23 protein-coding genes and 1 tRNA gene are annotated in these 23,980 nt (G+C 47.4%); 10 read left to right on the top strand and 14 right to left on the bottom strand.

Annotation, left to right across the window (positions count from 1 at the left end; all coding sequences use genetic code 11):
* Positions 1-13 precede the first annotated feature (13 nt).
* The 14 genes from RDU59_00380 to radC all read right to left on the bottom strand — a co-directional run bounded on the left by RDU59_00380 (position 14) and on the right by radC (position 14,232).
* Positions 14-910, bottom strand: coding sequence for a Nif3-like dinuclear metal center hexameric protein (locus RDU59_00380; GenBank protein MDQ7836939.1), 897 nt, complete (start codon positions 908-910; stop codon positions 14-16).
* 61 nt (positions 911-971) lie between these two features.
* Positions 972-1,044 (bottom strand) — tRNA-Ile (locus tag RDU59_00375).
* A 54-nt stretch (positions 1,045-1,098) separates the two neighbouring features.
* Positions 1,099-2,838: an RNA polymerase sigma factor RpoD gene (gene rpoD / locus RDU59_00370; GenBank protein ID MDQ7836938.1), complete on the bottom strand. Its 1,740-nt coding sequence runs from the start codon at positions 2,836-2,838 to the stop codon at positions 1,099-1,101.
* A gap of 29 nt (positions 2,839-2,867) precedes the next feature.
* Complete coding sequence (gene dnaG / locus RDU59_00365; protein ID MDQ7836937.1) at positions 2,868-4,652, bottom strand: DNA primase; 1,785 nt, start codon at positions 4,650-4,652, stop codon at positions 2,868-2,870.
* 502 nt (positions 4,653-5,154) lie between these two features.
* Complete coding sequence (rpsU, locus tag RDU59_00360) at positions 5,155-5,355, bottom strand: 30S ribosomal protein S21 (GenBank protein MDQ7836936.1); 201 nt, start codon at positions 5,353-5,355, stop codon at positions 5,155-5,157.
* 253 nt (positions 5,356-5,608) lie between these two features.
* A complete protein-coding gene (gene hypE, locus RDU59_00355; GenBank protein MDQ7836935.1) occupies positions 5,609-6,619 on the bottom strand; it encodes a hydrogenase expression/formation protein HypE in 1,011 nt (336 codons plus the stop codon).
* A gap of 210 nt (positions 6,620-6,829) precedes the next feature.
* Positions 6,830-7,912 carry a hydrogenase formation protein HypD gene (gene hypD, locus RDU59_00350; GenBank protein ID MDQ7836934.1) on the bottom strand — a complete coding sequence of 361 codons (1,083 nt, stop codon included), beginning with the start codon at positions 7,910-7,912 and terminating at the stop codon, positions 6,830-6,832.
* The gene (locus RDU59_00345; protein ID MDQ7836933.1) at positions 7,896-8,126 is read right to left on the bottom strand and encodes a HypC/HybG/HupF family hydrogenase formation chaperone; all 231 of its coding nucleotides are present in this window, start codon (positions 8,124-8,126) and stop codon (positions 7,896-7,898) included. Before RDU59_00345 ends, hypD begins: the two co-directional genes overlap by 17 nt.
* A 6-nt stretch (positions 8,127-8,132) precedes the next feature.
* On the bottom strand, positions 8,133-8,546 hold the full coding sequence (locus RDU59_00340) for a divalent metal cation transporter (protein ID MDQ7836932.1): 414 nt from the start codon (positions 8,544-8,546) through the stop codon (positions 8,133-8,135).
* Between the two features lie 54 nt (positions 8,547-8,600).
* Positions 8,601-9,629, bottom strand: a complete 1,029-nt coding sequence (locus tag RDU59_00335; protein ID MDQ7836931.1) for an ATP-binding protein — start codon at positions 9,627-9,629, stop codon at positions 8,601-8,603.
* A 181-nt stretch (positions 9,630-9,810) separates the two neighbouring features.
* Positions 9,811-12,126: a carbamoyltransferase HypF gene (hypF, locus tag RDU59_00330; protein MDQ7836930.1), complete on the bottom strand. Its 2,316-nt coding sequence runs from the start codon at positions 12,124-12,126 to the stop codon at positions 9,811-9,813.
* A complete protein-coding gene (gene hypB / locus RDU59_00325) occupies positions 12,096-12,746 on the bottom strand; it encodes a hydrogenase nickel incorporation protein HypB (protein MDQ7836929.1) in 651 nt (216 codons plus the stop codon). Before hypB ends, hypF begins: the two co-directional genes overlap by 31 nt.
* 154 nt (positions 12,747-12,900) lie before the next feature.
* The gene (gene hypA, locus RDU59_00320) at positions 12,901-13,245 is read right to left on the bottom strand and encodes a hydrogenase maturation nickel metallochaperone HypA (GenBank protein MDQ7836928.1); all 345 of its coding nucleotides are present in this window, start codon (positions 13,243-13,245) and stop codon (positions 12,901-12,903) included.
* A gap of 303 nt (positions 13,246-13,548) precedes the next feature.
* On the bottom strand, positions 13,549-14,232 hold the full coding sequence (gene radC, locus RDU59_00315; GenBank protein ID MDQ7836927.1) for a DNA repair protein RadC: 684 nt from the start codon (positions 14,230-14,232) through the stop codon (positions 13,549-13,551).
* A gap of 178 nt (positions 14,233-14,410) precedes the next feature.
* On the opposite strand from radC, the gene RDU59_00310 reads away from it, so the two are divergent.
* The 10 genes from RDU59_00310 (at position 14,411) to pyrR (ending at position 23,775) form a co-directional block, all read left to right on the top strand.
* Positions 14,411-15,604, top strand: coding sequence for an ATP-binding protein (locus RDU59_00310; protein MDQ7836926.1), 1,194 nt, complete (start codon positions 14,411-14,413; stop codon positions 15,602-15,604).
* Between the two features lie 282 nt (positions 15,605-15,886).
* Positions 15,887-16,495, top strand: a complete 609-nt coding sequence (locus tag RDU59_00305; GenBank protein MDQ7836925.1) for a hypothetical protein — start codon at positions 15,887-15,889, stop codon at positions 16,493-16,495.
* A gap of 105 nt (positions 16,496-16,600) precedes the next feature.
* Positions 16,601-16,816, top strand: a complete 216-nt coding sequence (locus RDU59_00300; protein MDQ7836924.1) for a DUF2283 domain-containing protein — start codon at positions 16,601-16,603, stop codon at positions 16,814-16,816.
* 207 nt (positions 16,817-17,023) lie between these two features.
* Positions 17,024-17,506, top strand: a complete 483-nt coding sequence (locus RDU59_00295; GenBank protein ID MDQ7836923.1) for a hypothetical protein — start codon at positions 17,024-17,026, stop codon at positions 17,504-17,506.
* 221 nt (positions 17,507-17,727) lie between these two features.
* Entirely contained in the window at positions 17,728-18,132 is a 405-nt protein-coding gene (locus tag RDU59_00290; protein MDQ7836922.1) for a CBS domain-containing protein, read from the top strand.
* The gene (locus tag RDU59_00285) at positions 18,125-18,751 is read left to right on the top strand and encodes a TIGR00153 family protein (protein MDQ7836921.1); all 627 of its coding nucleotides are present in this window, start codon (positions 18,125-18,127) and stop codon (positions 18,749-18,751) included. The genes RDU59_00290 and RDU59_00285 overlap by 8 nt, the downstream gene beginning before the upstream one ends.
* Positions 18,752-18,764: 13 nt before the next feature.
* On the top strand, positions 18,765-19,694 hold the full coding sequence (locus RDU59_00280) for an anion permease (GenBank protein MDQ7836920.1): 930 nt from the start codon (positions 18,765-18,767) through the stop codon (positions 19,692-19,694).
* A gap of 166 nt (positions 19,695-19,860) precedes the next feature.
* Complete coding sequence (locus RDU59_00275) at positions 19,861-21,957, top strand: acetate--CoA ligase (GenBank protein ID MDQ7836919.1); 2,097 nt, start codon at positions 19,861-19,863, stop codon at positions 21,955-21,957.
* A 1-nt stretch (position 21,958) separates the two neighbouring features.
* Positions 21,959-23,029 (top strand): phosphotransacetylase family protein, encoded by a 1,071-nt coding sequence (locus RDU59_00270; GenBank protein MDQ7836918.1) that lies wholly within the window; start codon positions 21,959-21,961, stop codon positions 23,027-23,029.
* Between the two features lie 191 nt (positions 23,030-23,220).
* On the top strand, positions 23,221-23,775 hold the full coding sequence (gene pyrR, locus RDU59_00265; GenBank protein MDQ7836917.1) for a bifunctional pyr operon transcriptional regulator/uracil phosphoribosyltransferase PyrR: 555 nt from the start codon (positions 23,221-23,223) through the stop codon (positions 23,773-23,775).
* Positions 23,776-23,980: the final 205 nt, after the last annotated feature.

Raw genomic sequence — 23,980 nt, 5'->3', positions numbered from 1 at the left:
TGGTTTCCTCCAATCATTTTATTAACTGTAAAGGACTTTTTTCTGTTCGGTCTTCTATTATGTCAACTTTTAGATCCTGTTTTTCCAGCCTCTTACGTATTAATCGGGCCAGGGCCATCATACCAAACTTTTCAGAATGGAAATGGCCAATGTCCAGGGCACAGAAGTTGAGTTCTTCCGCCATACGGGCATGGCTATGTTTTAGTTCGGCGGTTATATACAGGTTTGCACCTGATTTGTATGCCTTTTCTATAAATTGAGAACCACTTCCACCGCATACGGCTACCTTGCGTACCCTGGCCGGGGCCTTACCGGCCATCTGTAGATATGGTAACTGTAAGTCGGTCTTTATTTTGGTAATAAATTGCTTGAAGGTTATGGGTGTCTTAAATGTGCCGATGCAGCCGTAACCTAGAGGGACGAGTTTGTTATGGGGCGGGGGCGGCGTTTCCTCTTCCTTAAGGATATGTATATCTTTTAAGGCCAACCTTTCTATCAAGGCGTTGCTGACCCCGTCCGGGGCCATGTCCAGGTTGGTGTGAGCGGAATATATAGAGATATTTTTACGTATAGCCCGGGTTATGATCTTACCGGTTGAAGTTTCAAGAGATAGCTGACGGAGCGGGTGAAAGAAAAGAGGATGGTGGGTTATTATGAGCTGGGCATTGGACTTGATGGCCCGTTCCAGGACCGAAGCGGTCGGATCAACCGCCACAAAGACTGCGCTGACCGGCTGTCTCAATGACCCTATCTGCAGGCCGGCATTGTCCCACTTCTCAGCCCAGGCGGAGGGAGCAATTTCCTCAATGATATTTATTATGTCTTGTATTAAGGTCATAGGCAACGTTTCAATAAAAAAGGTGCATCCTGCCGATGATGCACCCTTTCTATGAACCTTTTTAAGGTTCATACGGACATAAAGATATCTTTTCAGGTGTTACATAGGGATTTTTTAGCATGAAACAAAATAATGGGCCCACCTGGGTTCGAACCAGGGACCTACCGGTTATGAGCCGGTGGCTCTTCCAGCTGAGCTATGGGCCCCCCAAAGTGTCTTCTAATTAAAAGGTTAATCACCCCTTGTCAAGAAAAAATGGTCTAATTTTCAATAAATCCCTTCAATTGTTTGCTCCGGCTAGGGTGACGTAATTTGCGCAATGCCTTGGCTTCAATCTGACGGATACGTTCCCGGGTTACAGTAAAATCCTGCCCCACTTCCTCTAAGGTGTGGTCGGTCTGCTCTCCAATCCCAAAACGCATACGTAAGACCTTTTCTTCTCGTGGAGTGAGTGTGGACAGAACTTTTCGGGTTTGTTCTATCAGACCCATGTTGACTACTGCCTCCAGGGGTATAGCTGTTTTCTTGTCCTCTATGAAGTCCCCGAGATGACTGTCTTCTTCATCCCCGATGGGAGTTTCCAGCGATATGGGCTCCTTGGCGATTTTTAGTATCTTACGTACCTTATCCACGGGGAAGTCCATCCTTTCCGCAATCTCCTCTGGAGTTGGTTCGCGGCCCAGCTCTTGCACGAGATATCGGGAAGTGCGGATCAGCTTGTTAATAGTTTCTATCATATGCACCGGGATGCGTATGGTCCGAGCCTGGTCGGCAATAGCCCGGTTGATGGCCTGCCGTATCCACCATGTGGCGTATGTGCTGAATTTATAGCCCCGCTGATATTCAAACTTTTCTACAGCCTTCATCAGGCCAATATTACCTTCTTGAATCAAGTCGAGAAATTGCAGACCGCGGTTAGTGTACTTTTTAGCTATGCTTACTACCAGTCTCAGGTTGGCCCTTATTAATTCATTCTTGGCATATTGAGTTTTTTGGCCCCCTTTTTCTATTTGGAAGACTAGTTTTTTCAGAGTGGTTGAACTTATCTTAGCCTCGGATTCGATGTGCCGAATTTTCTTCAGGGAGATGGCGAGGGTGGCAATCGTTTCTCGAAGATTGGAGGGTTTTATTTTGAGGGCCTTGGCCAGGTTACTGTTTTTCTCAGGGGTTAAGGGCTTTCCTAATAGTCGTTTTATATCGCTAATGGGAATACTTAGAATTTTTCTACATTTCTTGACCGTTTCTTCTGTTTTGGCCAGTTGATTAGCCATGCCGGAGAGCTTGCCAATGATTCTGTCGAGTTGGTTTTGTTCTAATTTGATTTCCTTAAGGAACCTTATAATATCGAGTTTATTCTTTATAAGTTTTCTTTTGAGGCGTTTTTTATAATCAGGACCCTCGGTAGTAACCAGCAACTCATCTTTTATTTTTTTATTTTCTTTATTAATTCGTCCAACAGTCTCGATCAGGCTGATCACTTTTTGTTCGCGCTGGATATTTTCCGTTTCATCTGAATTTTCTTCATCCAGATCCTTTACTATATCCCGGAGGTTAACCCGCCCCTTTTTTAGTTTTTCTCCCAGGCTAAGGATTTCTTGCAGTCCAAACGGTGTTTCCAGGAGGGCGGCCATGATTTCCCGCTCACCTTGTTCGATCTTTTTGGCCAGTTCTACTTCCCCATCGCGACTTAGTAATGAGACCAGACCCATTTCTCGCAGGTATATCTTGACCGGGTCTGATATCTCGGTAATGATTTCTGAATCGACGGTTACGTCATCACGGTCTGACTCCTGGTCGGATACAAACGCCTTTTTAGCATCTACGCCCGCCTTGGCATTTTCCACGATACCGATCTCTATCTCCTCAAAGGGGATAACAGTGTCTTCTAATTGTCCTGAACCTATGACGCCTTCCGGTAGTTTTTCGCTATAGCAGTAACGTCCCTCTTCGTTTATAGAAAGCAACTCTCGCAGGTCTTCCATCTCTACCTCTTTGCCCATATGGTTTTTCTCCTTAACTACTTGATTAATCATCCCTTATGCCGGACCAAAAGCTTTTTATGCTCTTCCATGAGTTCCTTGGCCGCATTGTTGGCGACACCATATTGTTTTGTTCTTTCTGCCTCTTTGATTTGTCCAAGTAGCATTTTTGTCTGACGCTGCAGTTCCCGCCCGCGGACCTTAGTTAGAAGATCCTGTACTACTGATTCCACCTCAGTTCCGGTGTATGTTGGGGCATCGAGCATAATGGCTGCGATCTTGCTTTCCATAGCAGGATCTTTAACCCTCGCCAGCAATTGTCTGGCATCGACCGCACCGTCTTCTTCAAATATACTTTTCAGGTGAGTAAAGATGTACTTAAGCCCTTCATCTTTAAAGAGATCTTCCCCCCTCCTTTCTTTTAAGAAAATTGGTAGATATTGCGGATAAGACAGCAGGATTTCTATAATCGTTTTCTCCAGGTATAAATCAGCATTTCCGGGCGCCGGCTTTATATTTATGAGCGCCTTTTGAGTTTCCATATCCGAATTCCAGCGCAGCGCTTTTTCAATAAGCCCTTCGGTTATTTTCAGGCTATCGGCTATCTCGGCTATGTAGAGGGATCGTTTGATGGGGTCGGTTATGTCCTGGATAGCCGGTCTTATCTCCCGGAGAATTTGTGCCTTGCCCTCCAGAGACTGTCCCCATTTTTGAGTAAGTTTGTCTAACAAAAATTTAGTCAAGGGCATGGCCTTATCCGCCATATCTTCAAATTTTTCAACACCATGGGCGCGGATAAAGGTGTCCGGGTCATGACCGCTGGGTAATATCAAGACCTTAGCTGAGGCCCCCTCTTTTAAAAAGAGGGGAATGCTCCGCAGAGCGGCATTGACGCCGGCCTGATCAGAGTCAAAGAGGATTATGAACTCTTCGGCATAGCCTTTTAAGATCCGGATATGATTTGGGGTCAGGGCTGTTCCCAGCGTAGCCACGACATTTTTTATGCCATAGGCGTAGAGAGATAAAAAGTCAAAATAGCCCTCCACGATGAATCCACGGCCTTTATGTCTGAATTCATTCCTGGCCAGATGAAGGCCGTAGAGGGAATTTCCTTTATGATAGACAGGTGTTTCCGGTGAATTGAGATATTTGGGCAGGGTATCGTCCAGGACGCGGCCTCCAAAGGCAATAACTCTTCCTGCGACATCGAAGATAGGGAAGATTATGCGATTACGGAAACGATCATAATATCCCCCATTTTTTTTCTGTATAACCAATCCCGCCTCTTCTGCCAGGGGGAGAGGGTGATTATGCCGGGTTAACTGGCGGCAAAGACCGTCCCAGTTCGGCAGTGCGTAGCCAAGGCCGAATAAGGCGGTTAGATCAGGGGGAAACCCCCTCTTTTCCAGATAGGCCATGGCCGGTTTGGCCTCCGGGTGATTATTGAGAATGTAAGTATAGTAGGCCGCAGCTTTTTCGTTTAGGTTATAAATTAGTTCTGTTTTGTCTGTTTCATTTCGTTTATGTGGGGAGGTCCGGATATCAGGGAGGGGGATTTGATATTGTTTGGCCAGGTCTCGCACTGCCTGCACAAAGGATATGTTGTGGTATCGCATTAGAAAGCTAAAGACATTGCCTCCGATGCCGCAGCCGAAACAATGAAAGATTTGTTTTTCTTCGCTTACGCTGAAAGAGGGAGTCTTCTCAGAATGGAACGGACAAAGCCCCTGATAATTGCGGCCGACTTTTTTTAGAGATACATAGTTACTGATGACTTCAACTATGTTGGCCGTATTCCCGATTTCGTCGATTTTACTGTCCGGTAATAGCGCCATCAAGCAACCATCCTATAGTTAATAGCTACCCGGCGGGCGTAATAATCGAAGCAAGATGACACAGAAAAGCAGATGGGGTTGACAATCAAAAATGCCCCATGCTTCCCCGGCTTGTGTGGGCGGGAAACACACTGGAATAAAGACAAATTTGAGACGCCTTTTATTTGTGTTGACTTTCTCATTATGTATGGGCCCGTATAGGAGGCCTTTTAATAATCAGAGAGAAAACCAACTTTATACGGCGAACAAGATAATACAGAAAGACAGCAAAACAAACCCTTAGACTTTAATGCCTGTTAAATCCCTTGACAGGCCATCTTCGTTGTCTCGGTTGCGCCTGTAATAATGTTAATGACTTTTTGTCGGTCAACTTATGATATGTCTCACCCCCTTTATTTGCGGGGTGAGAACTCTTAACGCATTACAAGTATAAAATAGATCGGGCGGATATTCGCGCTTTAAGACAAACTTCCTGTCGGCTTAATGGTTCCAACTAAGAGTATTATCTCTCTACGTACCTGCGCGTCTTCTTTAACGCCCTTTTTTTCGCGGCCAATATTTTCTTTTTTCGTTTAATACTAGGCTTTTCGTAGTGTTCCCTTTTACGAATTTCGGATAATATGCCAGCCTTCTCGCATTGCTTTTTAAAACGCTTTAGGGCAAATTCAAAGGACTCATCTGTTTTAACTCTGATGCCCGGCATCCAGCTTCCCCTCCCCCCAACACCAAGTACCCAAAAAACATAACCACCACTCCCTGTCTATAATTGTATAGTGAATAATATTAATCTAGCAGGGCAATTTAACACTCGATACACAAAAGTCAAGTATTTTGGCCATGTTTGTCTCCCGGCCGGGTATTTTTTCGCAAATATTCAGCGCTTGGCAGGAAAAGGCACATGACGCATGGCCCATGGCTGATAGCTGAAAGTTGATGACTGATGGATGACTTTTTATTCAGCAGATGCGCGGGAGGGGTTCGCCGGTAAGCATGTCCACGATTCGGTTACCGCCGATAATGGTTTTCATAAATACCTTACCAGGATGATCGGATATGACCTCGCCAATAATGCAGGCATCCCGGCCATAGGGATTTTTATGCATAATATCAATTAGTTTTTCAGCATCCTGGGCCGCTGCGCAGGCTATCAGTTTGCCCTCATTGGCTAAATAGAGCGGGTCTATCCCTAAGAGTTCGCATGCGGCCTGTACCTCGGGACGAACGGGTATGGTCTCTTCGTGGACACGGATACCTACCCGGGATTGTCCGGCGATTTCATTGAGGGATGTGCCCAGACCGCCACGGGTGGGGTCGCGGAGGACGTTGATTTTCCGGCTCGCCGCCAGCATCTCGGCCACCAGGGTATTTAAGGGAGCGGAATCGCTCTTTAAGGGGGCATCGAATCGCAGGCCTTCCCGGCAGGTAAGGATGGTTATGCCGTGGTCGGCGATGGTGCCGCTCAAGATTATCTTGTCTCCGGGCCTGGCGTTTTGTCCGGAGATGTTGACGTCCGGATCAATTATCCCGATGCCGGCGGTATTTATGAAGACCTTGTCTGTAGCGCCTTTGGGCACAACCTTGGTGTCTCCCGTAGCAATGACTACCCCGGCCTCAGCCGCTGCATTTTTCATGCTGCCGGCTATGGCTTTAAGGTCGGCCATGGGGAGCCCTTCTTCTATGATGAACCCGACACTCAGATAGAGCGGCCGGGCCCCGCGCATGGCCAGGTCGTTTACCGTGCCGTGTATGGCCAGGCTGCCTATATCCCCGCCGGGAAAGAAAATGGGATCGACTACATAAGAATCGGTAGAGAAGGCCAGTTTGGTCCCTCCGATGGTCATAACCGCGCTATCGTTCATTTCTCTGAGGAATTCATTATCAAATTGGGGGAGGAAAAGAGAGGCGATCAACTCATGCGAGGCCCGGCCTCCGCTTCCGTGGTCGAGAAGTATCCGGTCGTGTTTCATAGGATCTCCATAGGCTTAATAATGTATTGCCAAAAGATTTTTACCACAGAGCACACAGAGAAAATAAGAATATCAATAAAGATCAATTCGTAAAAAAGCCTTTTCACTGCTGAGCACGCAGAGTCCGCAGAGGAAAACTTTAACCTATTTAATATGTTATCTCAGCGTTCTCGGCGACCTCTGCGGTAAATTTTACTTTTTACGAGATCATCAATCATGATATTTGTAATAGGCTGCGCATGTCCCTTCGGTCGAGACCATACAGGGGCCATAGGGATTGGAAGGCGTGCAGACCTTCCGGTAAAGGACGCAGTCAAGCGGGGTTTTGACGCCCCGCAGTATGTCCCCACAACTGCAACCGGGATGATCCTGGGTCCTGGGCACGGTTAGATCGAACTTTGTCTCAATATCCAGGGCGCGGTAATTATCCCTTAATCTTAAGCCGCTATCAGGTATAGTGCCAAGCCCGCGCCATGGCGCGTCGCAGGTCTCAAAGACCTCCGAGAGCAGGGCCAATGCCTTTTCATTGCCGGTGAAGTTGACCGCCCTCCGGTACTGGATTTCCACTATAGCCTTTCCCTCTTCAATCTGGGACAATAACATGTAAATGGTCTGCAATATATCTACGGGTTCGAAACCGGCCACTACGCAGGGGATGTGATATTTATCGGCGACCGGCCGGTAGGCATCTGCGCCAATGATGACGGATACATGCCCCGGGCAGATGAAGCCGTCGATGGCCAGCTCTCCGCCGGCCAAAAGGGCCTCCATGGCCGGGGGGATAATCTTATGGGCCGGGATAATATAAAAGTTGCCAATTCCTTCTTTTTTGGTCTCTTTTACTGCCGCCGCAATAGTCGGCGCAGTGGTCTCAAAGCCCACCGCCAGGAAGACAACCGTGCGGGATGGATTCCGGCGGGCGATGTCCAAGGCGTCAAATGTGGAATAGACCACGCGGATATCTGCCCCATCCGCCCGCTCCTTCTGCAGGGACGACGAGGACCCCGGCACGCGTACCAGGTCGCCAAAGGTAGCAACAATCGTATCCTTTTGTTGGCCGAGCTTGATAAACTTATCTATTTCCTCCGTGGCCGTGACACAGACAGGGCAGCCGGGGCCGGACAGCAGGGTAATAGAGGGCGGCAGCAGGCTTCGTATCCCGCTTCTGAATATAGAAACGGTGTGGGTTCCGCAAACCTCCATAAGCCGGACCGGCCGGTGCGATAACGCCTTTATTTTATCTATTAACTTCCCGGCTAGATGCGGATCGCGGTATTCATCGAGATGTTTCATCGGCAAATATTTCCTCAAAGTATTGCAGGGTGATTTTGGCCTCTTCTTCGTCAATGCAGTGGATGGCGAATCCGGCGTGTACAATCACATAGTCGCCTACCGTGGGCGGCCTGTCAATAGCGTCCAGGCGTACTGCCTTGCGCGTGCCGCCCATATCCACCACGGCTGTATTTTCCTTAAGCTCCAGGACTTGCATAGGTACGGCTAGGCACATAGATAACTACTCCAAAAGTATGATGGTGAAAACAATGCTGAAATACGTTGCCTTAATGGAAGGGAACAATAGATTACCCACTGCTCCCATTCCCGCAATGTCAGCGCCAATATTCAGTACAATGGCAGGAAAACTAAACAACAACATTAAATACAAAACAGGTTTTGAATAATGAGTTTTAAGCGTTCCTGCTAAACCATGTGAAGTAACCAAGCCAATTCTTGCACACATTTCCTGAATTGAAGCCATGAGTGGAAATGTAATAAGTGCAGTCCAGAGAGTTGAAAGTCCGTATGCAGCGCCTGCCTGTGAGTAGGTTGCAATGCCTGAAGGGTCATCATCGCTTGCACCGGTAACAAGTCCGGGTCCAAGTATTTTCCAAAATCGAAGAAGTTTAGATGAAATATTTTTTTTGTTCATTTCTTATATCTCTGCTGTGCCATCCTTGCCGCTTACACGCCAAAGATTATTTTGCTATTTCGGCAAAATGAAGCTAAAGGTACTGCCATTGGCGGGTATGCTTTCAGCCCATATCCATCCTCCATGGCCTTCTATTATTGCTTTGGCAATGGACAACCCAAGCCCCGAACCCTTTGAGTTTCCCGCACGGTAGAATGCATCAAATATATAAGGCAGATGATCTTCCGGTATTCCTATGCCTGTATCTTTAACAGAGACAAGTATTTCATTGCCTCGGTCTGATATTTTGATTGTTACAGCTCCTCCAGTGTCGGTATATTTTATTGCGTTGACGAGAAGATTTCTGATCACGCGATTTACCATAGCAGCATCTGCATTAACTATAGGAGTTATTGTATCCGGGTGTTCAATGCCTATAATGATTTTTTTCTTTTCAGCCTCCACTTTTTCCGCTTCAATATTTTTCCGAATTTCCTCTTCTATATTAAATGGAGCGTAAACAGGCTTATATTCTATTGCTTCAAATCTCGAAAACTGCAGAAAATCTGATATTAATTGTGATAATTTGTTGAGTTCACTATGGATAATTTTAAGGTAGTCCTGTTGCTCTTCCGTCAGGGCCCCTGTCTTGCCTAAGATGAGTCTCGACAGAAAACCCTCCGATATGAGCGCAGGGTTTTTCATGTCATGTGCAAACATGGACAGGATATTCTTTCGCTCTCTTTCCAGCTTTCTGAATTTTGTAATATCTTCAATAGCAAGGAGGATCATCTGGGAACCTATTTCTTTGTGAGTGATACGGCGGGCATTGAGAAGCATTATTTTGTGTCCTATGTTTGAAAATATATGCTCAACTTCATAGTCATCGAACTTGTTATCTTTGGGCAGAATCTCTTCCAGCAACGTCCGAAGCCTGGGAATATCCCACTGCCGGTTTCCGAGGTCATATATAAGATTACCTATAGTCTCCTCAGGCGTTACCTTGAATGATTTATAAAAACTGCGGTTTGCTAAAAAAACCCTCAAGTCTGAATCCAGTACAATAAGGGGTTCACGTACTGTCTGTACAATAGCTTCAAACATCTTAGGGCCTCCACTCTTGTTTAATTCTTGGCATTCTTCCCATCGTCAATGCTCTGTTGATTTGGGGTGTTTGGGCCAACCGCACAAGACGACTGGTCATTTGTTACAGTCAGCATCCACCAGCGTAGCTCTGAAACTACCTTAGCCAACGTTTTTTCATCCTACATTATATTTCACCGCCCTATATTTCACCGCCCTTTTTCTTCTCCATAGCACATGCCGCTACGGCCTGACCCAGGGATATTCCTCCGTCATTTGTCGGCACCATGCGGTGAGTATAGACCTTAAAACGGTTTCTCCGCAAGAGACTTGTCAGCCTTGAGAGGAGAGTCATATTTTGGAAAACACCGCCGCTTAAGGCCACTTTCGTGAGGCCTCGTTCACTCCTCAGCTTTATACATATATCTGTAAACATCCGGGCCAGGGTGTGGTGAAACTTATGGGCAATAAGTCCCTTTTTTGTCTCTTTCTGTATGTCCGTCACGACTTGCTCAATAATCGGCCTGACATCCACAGCCCATTTGCCATCTCTTTTTTCTATGCGGTAGTCATAGGCCGCCACTCCGTAGCCGGTAATGGACATCTCCAATTCCACGGCGGCCTGTCCCTCATAGGCTACCTTATCTCGCAAACACAAAAGGGCCGCGATACCGTCAAATAGACGGCCGCAGCTCGATGTCAGGGGGGTGTTAATTTTTTTCTTAATGGCTGCGGCTAAGAGGGATAGGGTTTTTTCGTCGTGATTTTTCACGAAGGGGATATCTAAATTGAGAAAGCCTTCACCGTAGGCTTCATGGAGATAACTTACCGCCATGCGCCAAGGCTCTTTGATAGCGGCGGCTCCGCCGGGTAAGGGGACGTAATCCAGGTGCCCGGCCCTCTCGAATGAGTCCCGGCGGGCTATCAGTATTTCGCCTCCCCAGATAGCGCCGTCTGTGCCATAGCCGGTTCCATCCATACCCAGACCAATCACCTCTTCATTTAACCCATGTTCGGCCATACAACTAACAATATGGGCATGGTGATGCTGGACGCCGTATTTGGTCAGGTCATTTTGGGCCAGGGCATATTTGGTGCTTAAATATTCGGGGTGGAGGTCATAGGCAATGATCCGGGGGGTGATTTCCAGGATGCGCTTGAGATGTTCAATAACCTCGGTAAAAGATTCCAGGGTCTCCAGGTTTTCCAGGTCACCGATATGCTGGCTGAGAAAGGTGTTTTGTCCTTTAGTCAGGCAAATAGTATTTTTTAATTCGGCCCCGCAGGCCAGAATTTCCGGCATATTTTCTTTAAGTATTATCGGCATCGGGACATAGCCGCGGGCCCGGCGGACAGGGTGGGCCTTTCCTCTATTAACCCGCACCACCGAGTCATCGCAGCGCATATAGATATCCCGGTCGTGCATAAGAAAGTAGTCTGTAATATGGCCCAGGCGACGGAAGGCCTCATCGTTGCCGATGGCAATGGGTTCTTCACTCAGATTGCCGCTGGTCATGACCAGCGCCACGAACCCTTGTTTCAGCAGTAAGTAATGTAGGGGTGTGTAGGGGAGCATGACCCCCAAATATTTATTATGCGGGGCCACCCCGGCAGAGATGGCAGGGCGCGGCCTCTTTTTTAAAAGGACAATGGGGCGCTGAGGCGATAGGAGAACCTTTGATTCGTAAGAATTTACCCGGGCGTAGGTTTCTATGGTTTCAACATCCGGAGACATAAGGGCCAGCGGCTTTTCCTCACGGTGCTTGCGTTGGCGAAGGGTACGCACGGTCTCGTCTATTGTGGCGTCAACTACCAGGTGAAATCCCCCCAGGCCTTTTATGGCCAGTATCTTGCCTTGACGGAGAAGATTAGCCGCTTGAATGACAGGGTCTTTGCATACTACACGGTTTTTATTCGCGTCGTAAAGAGTTACCCGGGGGCCGCAGGTCCAGCAGGCATTGGGCTGGGCATGAAAACGGCGGTTAAGGGGGTCGCGGTATTCGGCCTCACATTCCGGGCACATGGGAAATGACTTCATAGAGGTCTTGGGGCGGTCGTAAGGTATATCTTCGATAATGGTATAGCGGGGCCCGCAATTGGTGCAGTTGATGAAGGGATAGCCATAGCGGCGGTTTTTAATGTCCAGAAGTTCGGCCAGACACTCGTCGCAGACACAGATGTCCGGGGAGATAAGGGCGGAGCGGCCGTCTGAAGCCTGACTTTCATGGATGCTAAAATCGCCGTATCCGGCCGGGGGATGTTCGGATTTCTCCAGGGCGGTGATATTGGCCAGGGGAGGGGATTCAGAGCGGATGGCCTTTAAAAAAGAGTCTATGGCCTGGGACTCTCCTTCGACGTCAATATCTACGCCATGGGAGGTATTGGTTACATAGCCCTTGAGGTCGTACCGCCGCGCCAGTTGATAAATAAAAGGACGAAACCCCACGCCCTGTACTATTCCATGGACGGTGGCCTTAATCCGGCGGGTTACTTTTTCTTTGTCTGCTGTCTGATCCATTTATACCAGTTTTCCAGGCCCTCTCCGGTGCGGCAGGAGACCTCGAATATCTTTATCTTTGGGTTCAGTTTAAGGACGGCCTTCTTTATATTGTTTATCTTGCAGTTTGTGTATGGCAGGAGGTCGATCTTGTTTATTAAAAGGACCGTTGATTCACGGAACATGACCGGATATTTGAGCGGCTTATCGTCGCCTTCGGTCACGCTCAGGATCATGGTCTTCACGTTTTCACCTATGTCAAACTCCGCCGGGCATACCAGGTTCCCCACGTTTTCTACGATAAGGAGGTCAAGGTTATCCAGGTCCAGGTGGGCGAGGACATTCTGAATCATGTTGGCGTCCAGGTGGCAACCTCCGTCAGTGTTAATCTGTATGGCCTGAACCCCTTTTTTGGCTATGCGCCTGGCATCGACCGAGGATTGTATATCCCCTTCTATTACCGCCATACGCAATCTGTCCTTCAGCGCTTCGACCGTATTTTCCAAAAGGGTGGTTTTCCCCGCGCCAGGTGAACTCATGAGATTTATGGTGAATATGCCTTTTCCCTTGAATAATTTTCTATTCTTTTGGGCAATGGCCTCGTTGGCCTCCAGGATATTGCGGACGACGGATACCTTCAAAGATTAGCTCCTTTCATTGACCCTAACTTATTTAGCCACTAAGGCACAAAGACACGAAGATTTTATAGAATAATTTTGTTAAACCGTGATTCTTTCCAGTCATAAATTATATCGACCCTTTGTGCCTTGGTGACTTTGTGGCTGAATAGTGTATCTAATCATCGCTTTCGATCTCGCAAATGTAAAATTCGCGACCGGTGAGGATGTCGATTTTAAGACCCTGACAACCCGGACAGTTGCAGAAAGGGTCTTCTAATGTAAATTCCCTTCCGCATTGGGCGCAGCGGCCGGTGATCGGGACGGTATCTATCTCTAATCTTGCCCCTTCGGCCAGAGTTCCTTTGGTTATTAGCTCAAAACAAAAAGAAAGGGAAGAGGGTTCAACGGCGGTCAACTTGCCCAGTTTAAGCCTTACGGCAGATATGCGTTCAATGGCGTTTTTCTCTGCCTCGTTCTGGATGATGTCAAGAATTCCCTGGGCGATGGATAGTTCATGCATAGGTTATCGAATCTCTAACATAATAGCCAATCCGGGGTCAATGAGAACCTTTATTATTGTAAGAAGCTATCAGCTATCAGCTGTCAGCAAAAAGAAAAATCTAGTGCAGTGCGTCCAACATTTCTTTACATATATTGTGGCATCAAAAACCTTCATTCCTGCGGAAGCAGGAATCCAGAAAGGCAAAAAGACTGGATTCCGGGTCAAGCCCGGGATGACAATCAAAGTAAAGGGGCTTATGACGCACCACACGAGTCTCCTATGGAAGGCTGACCGCTGAAAGCTGATGGCTGAATGCTTATCTTACAGCAGCCCCTCTTCCCGGAAGCTGAAACACCCGTCTTCGCCTACAATTAAATGGTCGTGGACGGCGATGCCTACAGCCGCGGCCGCTTTCTTTAAGGTCTCCGTCAGGGACAGGTCTTCACTGGAGGGTTTTACGTCACCGCTGGGGTGGTTGTGTACGAAGATCAAGGCGGTGGCCTTATGGTGGATGGCCCTTTCTATTATCTTGCGGGGATAGACCACGGCCTGACTGATGGTTCCTTCCTGTATTATTTCATCGGCCAGCACCTTGTTTTTGGTGTTGAGAAACAGGCAGCGAAAATACTCGTTTTTGAGACCGGCCATGGCCGACCGGCAATAATCGATAAGGGCCCGGGGCGAGGAGATGGTCTCTTTCCCCATGACTTCTTCTTTTAGGTAAAGATCCGAGCAGTCCCGGACCAGTTTGATTAGTGCGGCGGTGTGTTTACCCAACCCCTGGATGGTCTGAAGCTCATCCGGCGCGGCGCTGAGTACGCCCCGAAAGGATTTGAACTCCTTTAACAGTTTCTTGGCCAGAGGTTTGACATCGCGGCGGGCGAGGGCATAGGTCAGGAGGAGTTCCAGTACCTCATAGCCCTGAAGCCCGGCCGCACCATTCTTAAGATAGCGTTCCTTCAGCCGCTCGCGATGGCCGATAACATCTTCTTTCGTATTATCCACAATGGGAAATATCGGCGGAGGAGAGAAAAAGTTAAATGGTACGCCAAAGATGTACCCTAAGCATGTAGCTGTTGACATGACGCCCGGAATACTATATAAATTTTTTAACTCAGACAAATTACTCAACATCCTGAGTAATTTTACTCAAGGCTATGAGTTAAAATTAAAAAGGCAAATTATGTATAAGAGAGCGGTATTTAACGTCCTTTTCAGCAGGTTCACCGAGACGCGCCGGTTTATCCAGGTTTTGGCCGGCCCCCGCCAGACCGGGAAAACCACCCTGGCCCGGCAGGTACTTGAATCCATAGCCATTCCGGGCCATTATGCCTCAGCCGATGAGCCTGCGTTAAAGGATCGGATATGGATCGAACAACAATGGGAAACTGCACGTTTCAAGGCCGGATCTACGGGCGAACCCCGAAGGGCCTTATTGGTCTTGGATGAAATCCAAAAGATACCCGGGTGGTCTGAAAGCGTAAAACGCCTTTGGGATGAAGACACCGCCAGCGGCATCCATCTTCAGGTCATGATTCTTGGCTCCTCTCCCTTGCTCGTCCAGCGTGGGCTTACCGAGAGCCTTGCTGGCCGGTTCGAGGTTGTGCCGGTCACTCACTGGTCTTTTGAAGAGATGCACCGGGCGTTCGGATGGGATGTGGATAAATTCATTTTCTACGGCGGCTATCCAGGCGCAGCCGGTCTGATTAATGACCCCCAAAGATGGTCGCGTTATGTCTTGGAATCTCTTATTGAAACCACGCTTTCACGAGATATCTTATTGATGACGCGCGTGGATAAACCCGCTTTGCTGCGTCGTCTGTTTGAATTGGGTTGTGCCTATTCCGGCCAAATCCTCTCCTATCAAAAAATGCTCGGACAGCTTCAGGACGCAGGCAACACCACTACACTGGCTCATTATCTTGACCTTCTAAGCGGGGCCGGCTTATTGACGGGGTTGTCTAAATATGCGGGACAGCGTGTACGCCAAAGGGCTTCCAGCCCCAAACTGCTTGTATTGAATACGGCCCTTATGACCGCACAGTCCCATTTTACCTTAAGCGAGGCGAAGCAGGATACAGAATTCTGGGGACGCCTCGTGGAATCAACGGTTGGCGCAGCACTGGCTAATGCCATAAGAGGAAAGAACATGGAATTATTCTACTGGGCGAGCCGCAACCGCGAAATAGACTATGTGTTGAGCCGGGGCAAAACTATAATCGCTATCGAGGTAAAGAGCAGCCGGAAGAAGGGTACCCTGCCTGGGCTGGAGGCCTTTTCCAGTGAATTTACAGTTAAGAAAAAGCTGTTAGTGGGAGGCTCCGGCATCCCTCTGCAGGACTTTTTGTTGACACCACCGGAGAACTGGTACAAGTAGCCGCATCATAATCTCCCAATATAGAGTGTTCCTTCGATCAGATTACTGCTTGAAGCGCTTTAGCCGATATCACACACCTATAAAAATATTTGACAATTCCGATGGTTATAGGCGAATATGAGAGCCGTAATAGGGATCGGCAATATATTTGGCAGGGGAGAGATTCTGGTCTTCAGCTAGAGTTGAAATATCCGAAGTACTTCGGATATAACCCCAAATCTAGAGGTATATCCGAACCAGTTCGCTTATGAAGGAGTTGTACAAAATTACTTGCCGCAATAGATGATGATTCAATTAAGAGATTTTGAAACTAAATTGGAGTCAAGAACCTTTATCGATAAGGCTTTCAATGCCTTTGAGGGCTTGTTGCAGTCGGAGACTGGTATATCAAACCTCAGATTAAGAAAAGATGGCTGCAAGGGGTTGATTGAAGAAATATTGCCAATTGCAACTTTTTTGGCGTGTTTTGAAAGACCCGGATTAAATTTATATTGTCAGTACTTCCCGCGTAATCAAAAAGGATCTACGACTGAAAACTTTGAAGCCAAGGTTTATTGTGAGGGTTTATTAGTAGAAAAAGGGGCTATGCACAATGAATATTTGGTAGAAGTTTCTATAGCGTGCCATCCAAACGACTACTTGAAAAGAGAATGTGCAGAAAAAGGGTTGCCTTGCTTCGGAGGTGAAATAAAAAGACTACCAGATGGTTTAAGGATTTATATGATAGGAACGTGCGGCTTACTGATGAGCGTCTTGAACATTTTGAGAATGATCATCCGGAAATGGCTGGTCAAATTGACAAGGTTGCAGAAACGTTATCACAGCCGGAGATTGTTGTCAGATCGAAGACAGATTCAGAAGCGGAACTCTTTTATCGCCATTACCTGGTGACTCCTGCTGGTGAGAAATATCTGTGTGTTATCGTGAAGTAAGAGTTGATGATGTTTTTATATTAACGGCGTATTTTACGGACACTATCAAAAAAGGAGAGGTGTTATGGGAGAAGCAATAAAAGTTTGGTATGATAAAGAAGGGGATTATCTTGAAGTTCTCTTTGAACGAAAGACGGGCTATTTCAAAGAAACAGAAAATGACGCAGTGATGGAAAAAGTAGATAATGAAGGGAATGTCATTGGATTTTCCATATTGAAAGTTAGTACGCTGAAAGAGCAAACACCTCTCTCAATCGAACTGAAGAAACACGTCGCCTAACACAGTGCAAACAGCTAAAGCCAAAACCAGACGGCTTCGTTTGTGCTTGACGATAGGCAGGACATCGCTCGCTCGGCAGGCTTCGGGATGCTTCCCGGTAGGGAGGGGAGTAATAATCGAAAAATTAGGCTTTAGGAGGGTTAGTGAAAAGCCCTGCCAGCCCGTTATACGCCATTGGTCATTAAAACATGATAAACGAGGAGTATCATGGAAAGTGGGCTTAGGAAAATTTCACCGGCTATCTTTGGAGTTGCTTTAATCTGTTTCTTCCTGCCGTTTGTCAATGTTTCTTGCGGTGGTCAGAAAGTTGCCAGTTTCACCGGAATTCAATTGGTTACAGGCACGACCATTAAGCAACCCGGGATGTTTGAACAAAAGCAAACTCAAAAGTTAAAAAGAGAACCGCTGGCAATTTGCGCCTTTTTATCCGTAATTGTTGGGTTAGGTTTAAGCCTTTTGAAAACTAAAAAAAGTCCTATTGTAACAGCTATCATCGGTGGCATTGGAGCTGTTATGCTTTTACTGCTCAAATCAAAGATGGATAATGACGTACTTAACCAGACTGGGGGTATGGTACAGCTTGAATATACCTTTGGTTTCTGGTTGACTTTTGTATTAAATCTTTCAGCAGCAGGGTTAAATGCCTTTTTTGCAAAGCAAAAAGGAGATAATATCAAAATAGATACATGACCAACGGCAGATAAACAACAACACAAACGGAAACTTACAAACCTAACGGCTTCGTCTGTGCCTCAGGCGTTATATGAAGGCCGCCATTCTGTCAGAAACGTCAGGCGACATAGTAGATAATAAAAAGATGGCTTCTACGGATAAAATAGTTTAGAAATATGTGTTAGGACCCATAGGGAGTGGGCATACCGGATGTGTACGGTTAGACTGGAGGAAAGCGTATGAAGGTAGAAGAGGTAATGAACAAAAAGATAGAATACATACAACCCGAGGCCACGGTGTACGATGCCATAGAAAAGATGGTTGATAAAAGGATCCGGTCTTTACTGGTAAATCCCAAGGATGAACAGGATGTTTATGGATTAATCACGGTAAGAGATATTGTGTTTAAGATCATAAATAAGAATCTTAACCCAAGGAAAATAAAGGTCGGAGAAATTACTTCCAAGCCATTGGTATGTGTTACCAAAGACATGCCCATCGAGCATGTCATGGCCTTGATGGAAAAGTTTAATATTGCCAGGGTCATTGTCTGTGAAGAAGGCAAAGTCCGCGGGGTTGTATCTTTATTTGATGTCATGGCTGGTTCGCTGATAGAGAAAGCAATAGAGGGGCATAGTGCTTAAAGAACTGTTTCTGGGCGGCAAGAAGGAACTGGAAGTCGTAGATAAGATGAAGAAACACATGGGGTTTCTTTGTTCAGCCTGTACGACCCTTAAGGCCGCGATAGAGAACTGGGATAAGGAGTTAATATCGAGTGTCTCCGATTTGGAAAGAGAGGGAGATATAGTAAGGAGGGAGATATTTTCAAATATCTATGAAGGGGCCTTTTTACCGTTTCTACGGCCTAATATATGCAGATTCGTGGAGATAGTAGATAATGCCCTGGACGTAACGAAAGATGCGGCTATTGAATACACGGATTTAGAGTTAGATGAAGAAACAAAGGATGATTGTGCCAGAATTGCGGACATCAGTGCGAAGATGTGCGAGATGCTTTTAGCGGCCATTGAGACATTATCCGGACGTGCTGATTTGAGAGAAAAAAGCCTGGCTATTAGAATTTATGAAAAGAAGGTTGATGAGATAGAATTTGACCTGCTCAAAAGGCTCCGGACAAAAGAGATTAAAAACTTCTGGGAGGGCAAAGCACTCTCTGATTTTATACATGATCTTACCAGCATAAGCGATTTAATCGAAGATGCCAGTGATTATCTGCAGATAATAAATATAAGCCTACGATGAGCTCGCCACCTGAATGCAGCCCATTCCAATTATAGCTTCTGTTCTTATAGCTCTTAGTGTTGGTTCCAACGATACCTCCAATGCCCTGGGAATATGTATAGGATGCAGGATAATATCCTTTAGAAGGGCTGTAATCCTCTTTGGGGTATTTGTTCTGATTGGAATACTGTTGCAAGGCCGAAAGGTGATGAAGACGGTTGGAAAAGATATTGTAGAAATGGATTTGCGTATTTTGGGGATATCTTTGCTGGTATCCGCCATTTTGATAATTATTTCCAACTGGAGGAGGCTGCCGGTTTCCACCCATCAGGTGATAATCGGAAGCTTAACCGGCTCTGGAACCGCCCTGGGGGCAGACGTGAACTACGGGTCACTTTTTGAGATTTTTCTTTCGTGGGCGCTATCTCCCCTGGCGGCCTTTTTTGCGTCAATTATGCTATACCGGGCCATGGAAAAGACCCTCTCCAAATTACCCTTCCTGCAAATTGAAAGGATTATCAGGGTGCTATTGCTCGCAAGCGGGATTATCATAGCCTACACTACCGGAGCTAATGAGCTTGCCACCATCCTGGGACCAATCATTCATGCCGGTTTGATCGATGAGACATGGGCCTTTTTAGGAGGCTCTTTTTTAGTGTTCCTTGGCGCCGTTCTTTTAAGCAACCGGATAATAGAGACCATCGGAAGTGGAATAACGGCATTAGATCCTTATTCAGGATTTGCCGCACAGTTTGGCGCCGGGTGTTGCGTTTTTCTTTTTACTTCCCTGGGCATGCCGATTTCAACAACCTATTGCATTATTGGTGGAATTACCGGCATCGGGGTGCTAAAAGGAACCGGCACTGTAAGTGTTAATCTACTAAAAAAGATAGCGTTAAGCTGGATTCTGGCGCCTGCTCTAGCCTTTTTAACTTGTTTCACAATCATTAGAACTCTGATCTGATCCCTTCTTTAAAATTCTTGACATGCTTGTGAGAACCATAATAGAGTCCTGAACATAAGCTGCAAAGGTTAAAGCTCAAAGCTCAAAGCCCAATTTTGATATTTAGTCATTTGGCTTTGATTTGAACTTTGAATTTTGGAATTTGAAATTAATTGAGCAGGACGTTATGTTAGAACACTTTTTCAGCCCCCGTTCCGTAGCTGTAGTCGGCGCCTCACGTCAGCCGGGCAAGGTCGGGTATGACGTCTTAAAAAACATGATGAGCTATGGATACCAGGGGCAGATTTATCCCGTTAATCCCGCTGCCACGGAGATACTGGGCACTAAGGCCTACCCGAACCTGGTCTCCGTACCCGGCCCGGTTGACCTGGCCGTAATTTGCGTGCCCGCGTCTCATGTAATTCAGGTAGTCGAGGAATGCGCGGCCAGCAAAATCGACTCGATAGTGGTTATCACGGCGGGATTCAAGGAGGTCGGGCCGGAAGGGGCCCGGCTGGAGCGCGAATTAAAGGAGGCCATCAATAGATACGGCATACGTATGGTTGGCCCCAATTGTGTCGGCCTGATCGATACGGCCTCCGGGGTTAATGCCTCTTTTGCGGCAGGCATGCCGCTTAAAGGCAACATCGGCTTTTTTTCCCAATCCGGGGCCTTGTGTGTGGCTATCCTGGACTGGTCTCTGGCCGAAGACATCGGCTTTTCCAAGTTCGTCAGCCTGGGGAATAAGACGGACATCTCCGAGATAGAGATGCTGCTGGCCCTGTCGGAAGATCCGCAGACCAAGGTTGTCCTGGGGTATCTGGAGGGCATAAATGACGGTCTGGCCTTTATGGACGTGGCCAGGGAGGTTTCCAAAAAGAAGCCCATTATTCTCATCAAGTCAGGCACCACGGCCTCCGGCGCTAAGGCGGCGTCCTCGCATACCGGCGCGCTGGCCGGCTCGGATGCGGCGTTTCAGGCCGCCTTTCGCCAGAGCGGCGTTATCCGCGCCCATTCTATCAATGACCTGTTCAATTACGCCATGGCCTTTGCCTACCAGCCTTTGCCTAAAGGTCCCAATATAGCCATTATCACCAACTCCGGTGGGCCGGGCATAATAGCCGCGGATGCCTGTGACCGCTCCAATCTCATACTGGCCTCCTTAAATAAGGAGACCATAGATAAGCTCCGAAAAATACTGCCGCCTATCGCCTCCTTTTATAATCCGGTGGATATTATCGGCGATGCGGGAGCGGAGCGTTACCGTGATACCCTGGCCATCATACAGGCAGACGATCAGGTACACGCCATCCTGATCTTGCTGACACCCACGGCTATGGTGGACGTGGCCGAAACGGCCAGGGCTGTTGCCGAACTTGCGAAACAATCGCCGAAACCGGTCTTTGCTTCCTTTCTGGGGAAGAAACGTGTAGAAGAAGGGAGAAAAATATTATTACGGGAGGGCATCCCGCATTATAATTATCCTGAGGATGCCATAGCCGCTATGGATAGTATGTACCGCCAGCGTTTATGGGTGGATGAGCCCCCACGCACGCATCTTTGTTACCGGGCGGATCGGGACAAGGTATGGCAGATATTTGACCGGGTGCGCGATGAAAACCGTAATCAACTTATAGAAGCTGAGGCGCGGGAAGTTCTCCAGGCCTATGGGTTTAAGATTCCGGCCAATATCCTGGCCCGTACCTCAAGGGAGGCGGTGACTGCTGCCAATAGTATCGGGTATCCCGTAGTTATGAAGATTGCCGCGCACCAAATTATTCACAAGAGTGACATAGGCGGCGTTATTCTGGGCATTAAGACGGCAAAAGAGGTAGAGAGAGCGTTTTTTGAGATTACCTCACGGGCACGGGCCAGGGCTCCTCAGGCCCCTATCCTCGGGGTGATGGTACAGGAGATGATTACAGGGGGTAGAGAGGTCATCCTGGGTCTGAGTAAGGATCCGCAGTTCGGGACGTTGATTATGTTCGGCTTAGGTGGTGTTTATGTAGAAGTACTTAAGGATGTATCTTTCCGTGTGGCGCCTTTAGCCAGGGAAGATGCCCATGAGATGGTGAGGGAGATAAGGTCTTTTCCCCTTTTACGCGGGGTGCGGGGAGAACAATCTGCAGATATTGAGGCCGTTGAGGAAGCCCTGCTTATAATGTCTCAACTGGCCCAGGATTTTCCGGAGATTGTGGAAGCCGACGTAAATCCCCTGCTGGCCAAATCCAGGGGCGAAGGGGTCATAGCGGTTGATGCCAGGTTTACCATAAGGGGGGCCTAAGATGGTTACATTATATGTGAGTTCTACGGCCGGTTATTCCGGCAAGAGTATGGTTACCATGGGTATTGGCGCCCAATTGCAGAAGGACGGTTTTAGTGTTGGCTACCAGAAGCCTGTGGGGATACTGCCGGAAGAAGTTGAAGGCATCCTTACGGACAAAGATGCGTGGTTTATATATCGTTTTTTAAAACTTTCCGATCCCCTGGAGCTCGTTTGCCCGGTGGTCATCACTCAGGATGTCTTGATAGACGCCTTGCGTGAGGATATGAAAGGACTGGATCGCAAGATCATCAAGGCCTTTAAGTCCCTGACCATAAACAAGGATGTTATGATAGTGGGCGGTTCGGGCAGTTTTCATACCGGTAGTTACATGGGCATACCGGCAACTAAATTAGTAAAGAGGCTTGAGGCGAAAATTGTCCTCATCGACCGGTATCGGGGGGATTTTTATGTCGACAGCATACTGGATGCCCAGGATAATTTCAAGGAGCACCTCGCCGGTGTCATTTTGAATAATATAACGTCTGAATATATGAGCGATGTACAGGAATTAATAGTACCTTATCTGGAGAAAAAAGGGATAAGTGTCCTGGGGGTAGTGCCTTATGATCCTCTGATGGCCTCGGTCAAGGTGGAATATATAGCGGAACAACTGGGCGGGAAAGTCATCTGCTGTCATCATCGCCTGGATAATCTGGTGGAACAGTTTCTGATCGGAGGCATGCAGGTTAACATGTTCTTGGAATATTTCAGAAAGTCTAAGAATGTGGGGGTCATTGTGGGAGGGGATCGGTCGGATATCCAACTGGCTTCCATAGAAGGCGGGGCCAGATGTATTTTGTTGACCGGCAACTTATATCCTAATGACATAATTATCGGTCGAGCTGAGGAAAAGGGAATTCCCATCGTTGTCCTGTCCGGCGACACCTATACTATTGCCAAGAGTATGGAGAAGCTCTCTTTTCGTATAAGGCTGCGCGAGACGGAAAAGGTAGAAAGAGGCGTCCATCTTATTAAGGAATATGTCGATTTTGATCGCCTGTATGCCAAGCTTGGTCTGAAGAAAGAATAACCGTTGGGCTCACCGCAAAGGCGCAAAGGACGGAAAGAAAGACCTAAAGTGATAAAAGAAGAAGATAGTTTTTCGCCTGAGAATACCTTTTATCTGTCATTCCGTGCTTGACACGGAATCCAGTCTTTTAGTTTCTGGATTCCTGCTTTCGCAGGAATGACGCACGAGGTAGGAACGAGGTCATACAGATAATGTCCAAAGAAATAACATTGATGGATGAGAAAGAGATTAACCGTGTTTTGACCAGAATGGCTCACCAGATCCTGGAGAGGAACAAGGGGGTAGAGGGGCTGGCTCTCGTAGGCATTCGAACCGGTGGTGTTTTTCTGGCCCAGCGTCTGAAGGAAAAAATTATGCATACGGAACAGGCGGATGTGCCCATGGGCATACTGGACATAACCCTTTATCGTGATGACTGGAGTATGATTGGTCGCCAGCCATTGGTTCATAAAACAGAGATAGGTTTCCCTGTCGAGGATCAAAAGATTATCTTAGTGGACGATGTCCTTTTTACCGGGCGCACGATTAGGGCGGCACTGGACGCCCTAATGGATTTTGGGCGTCCCAGAGGGGTAGAGTTGGCGGTACTCGTAGATCGCGGGCATCGGGAGTTGCCCATCGAGCCTCAATATATAGGCAAAAAAATCAATACCGCCTGTTCCGAGAGGGTAAACGTCTTTTTAAAAGAGGTGGGTGGGGAAGATAAGGTTATCCTGGAGACAGGGTCCGGGCTTGAGAAAAGGTGAACAACATCTGGAATTAATTCAAGAATTCTTGACACAGACAAGCTGGTTGCATATATAGGGATGGTGCTTCAATATCGATGGCTTCGTAAAAAGTAAAAAATTACCGCAGAGGTCGCCGAAGTTGGCGTAGGGGCAGGGCAAGCCCTGCCCAATAAGGGCGCAGCAAGCAGCGCCCTTACGTTGCTACGTTGCGGGTTGCGGACTC

This window comes from Thermodesulfobacteriota bacterium (genome assembly GCA_031082315.1).
Classification (GTDB): Bacteria; Desulfobacterota; QYQD01; order QYQD01; family QYQD01; genus QYQD01.
Note: the sequence above shows the minus strand (reverse complement) of the source record. Positions and strands in the feature narration are given on the sequence as shown.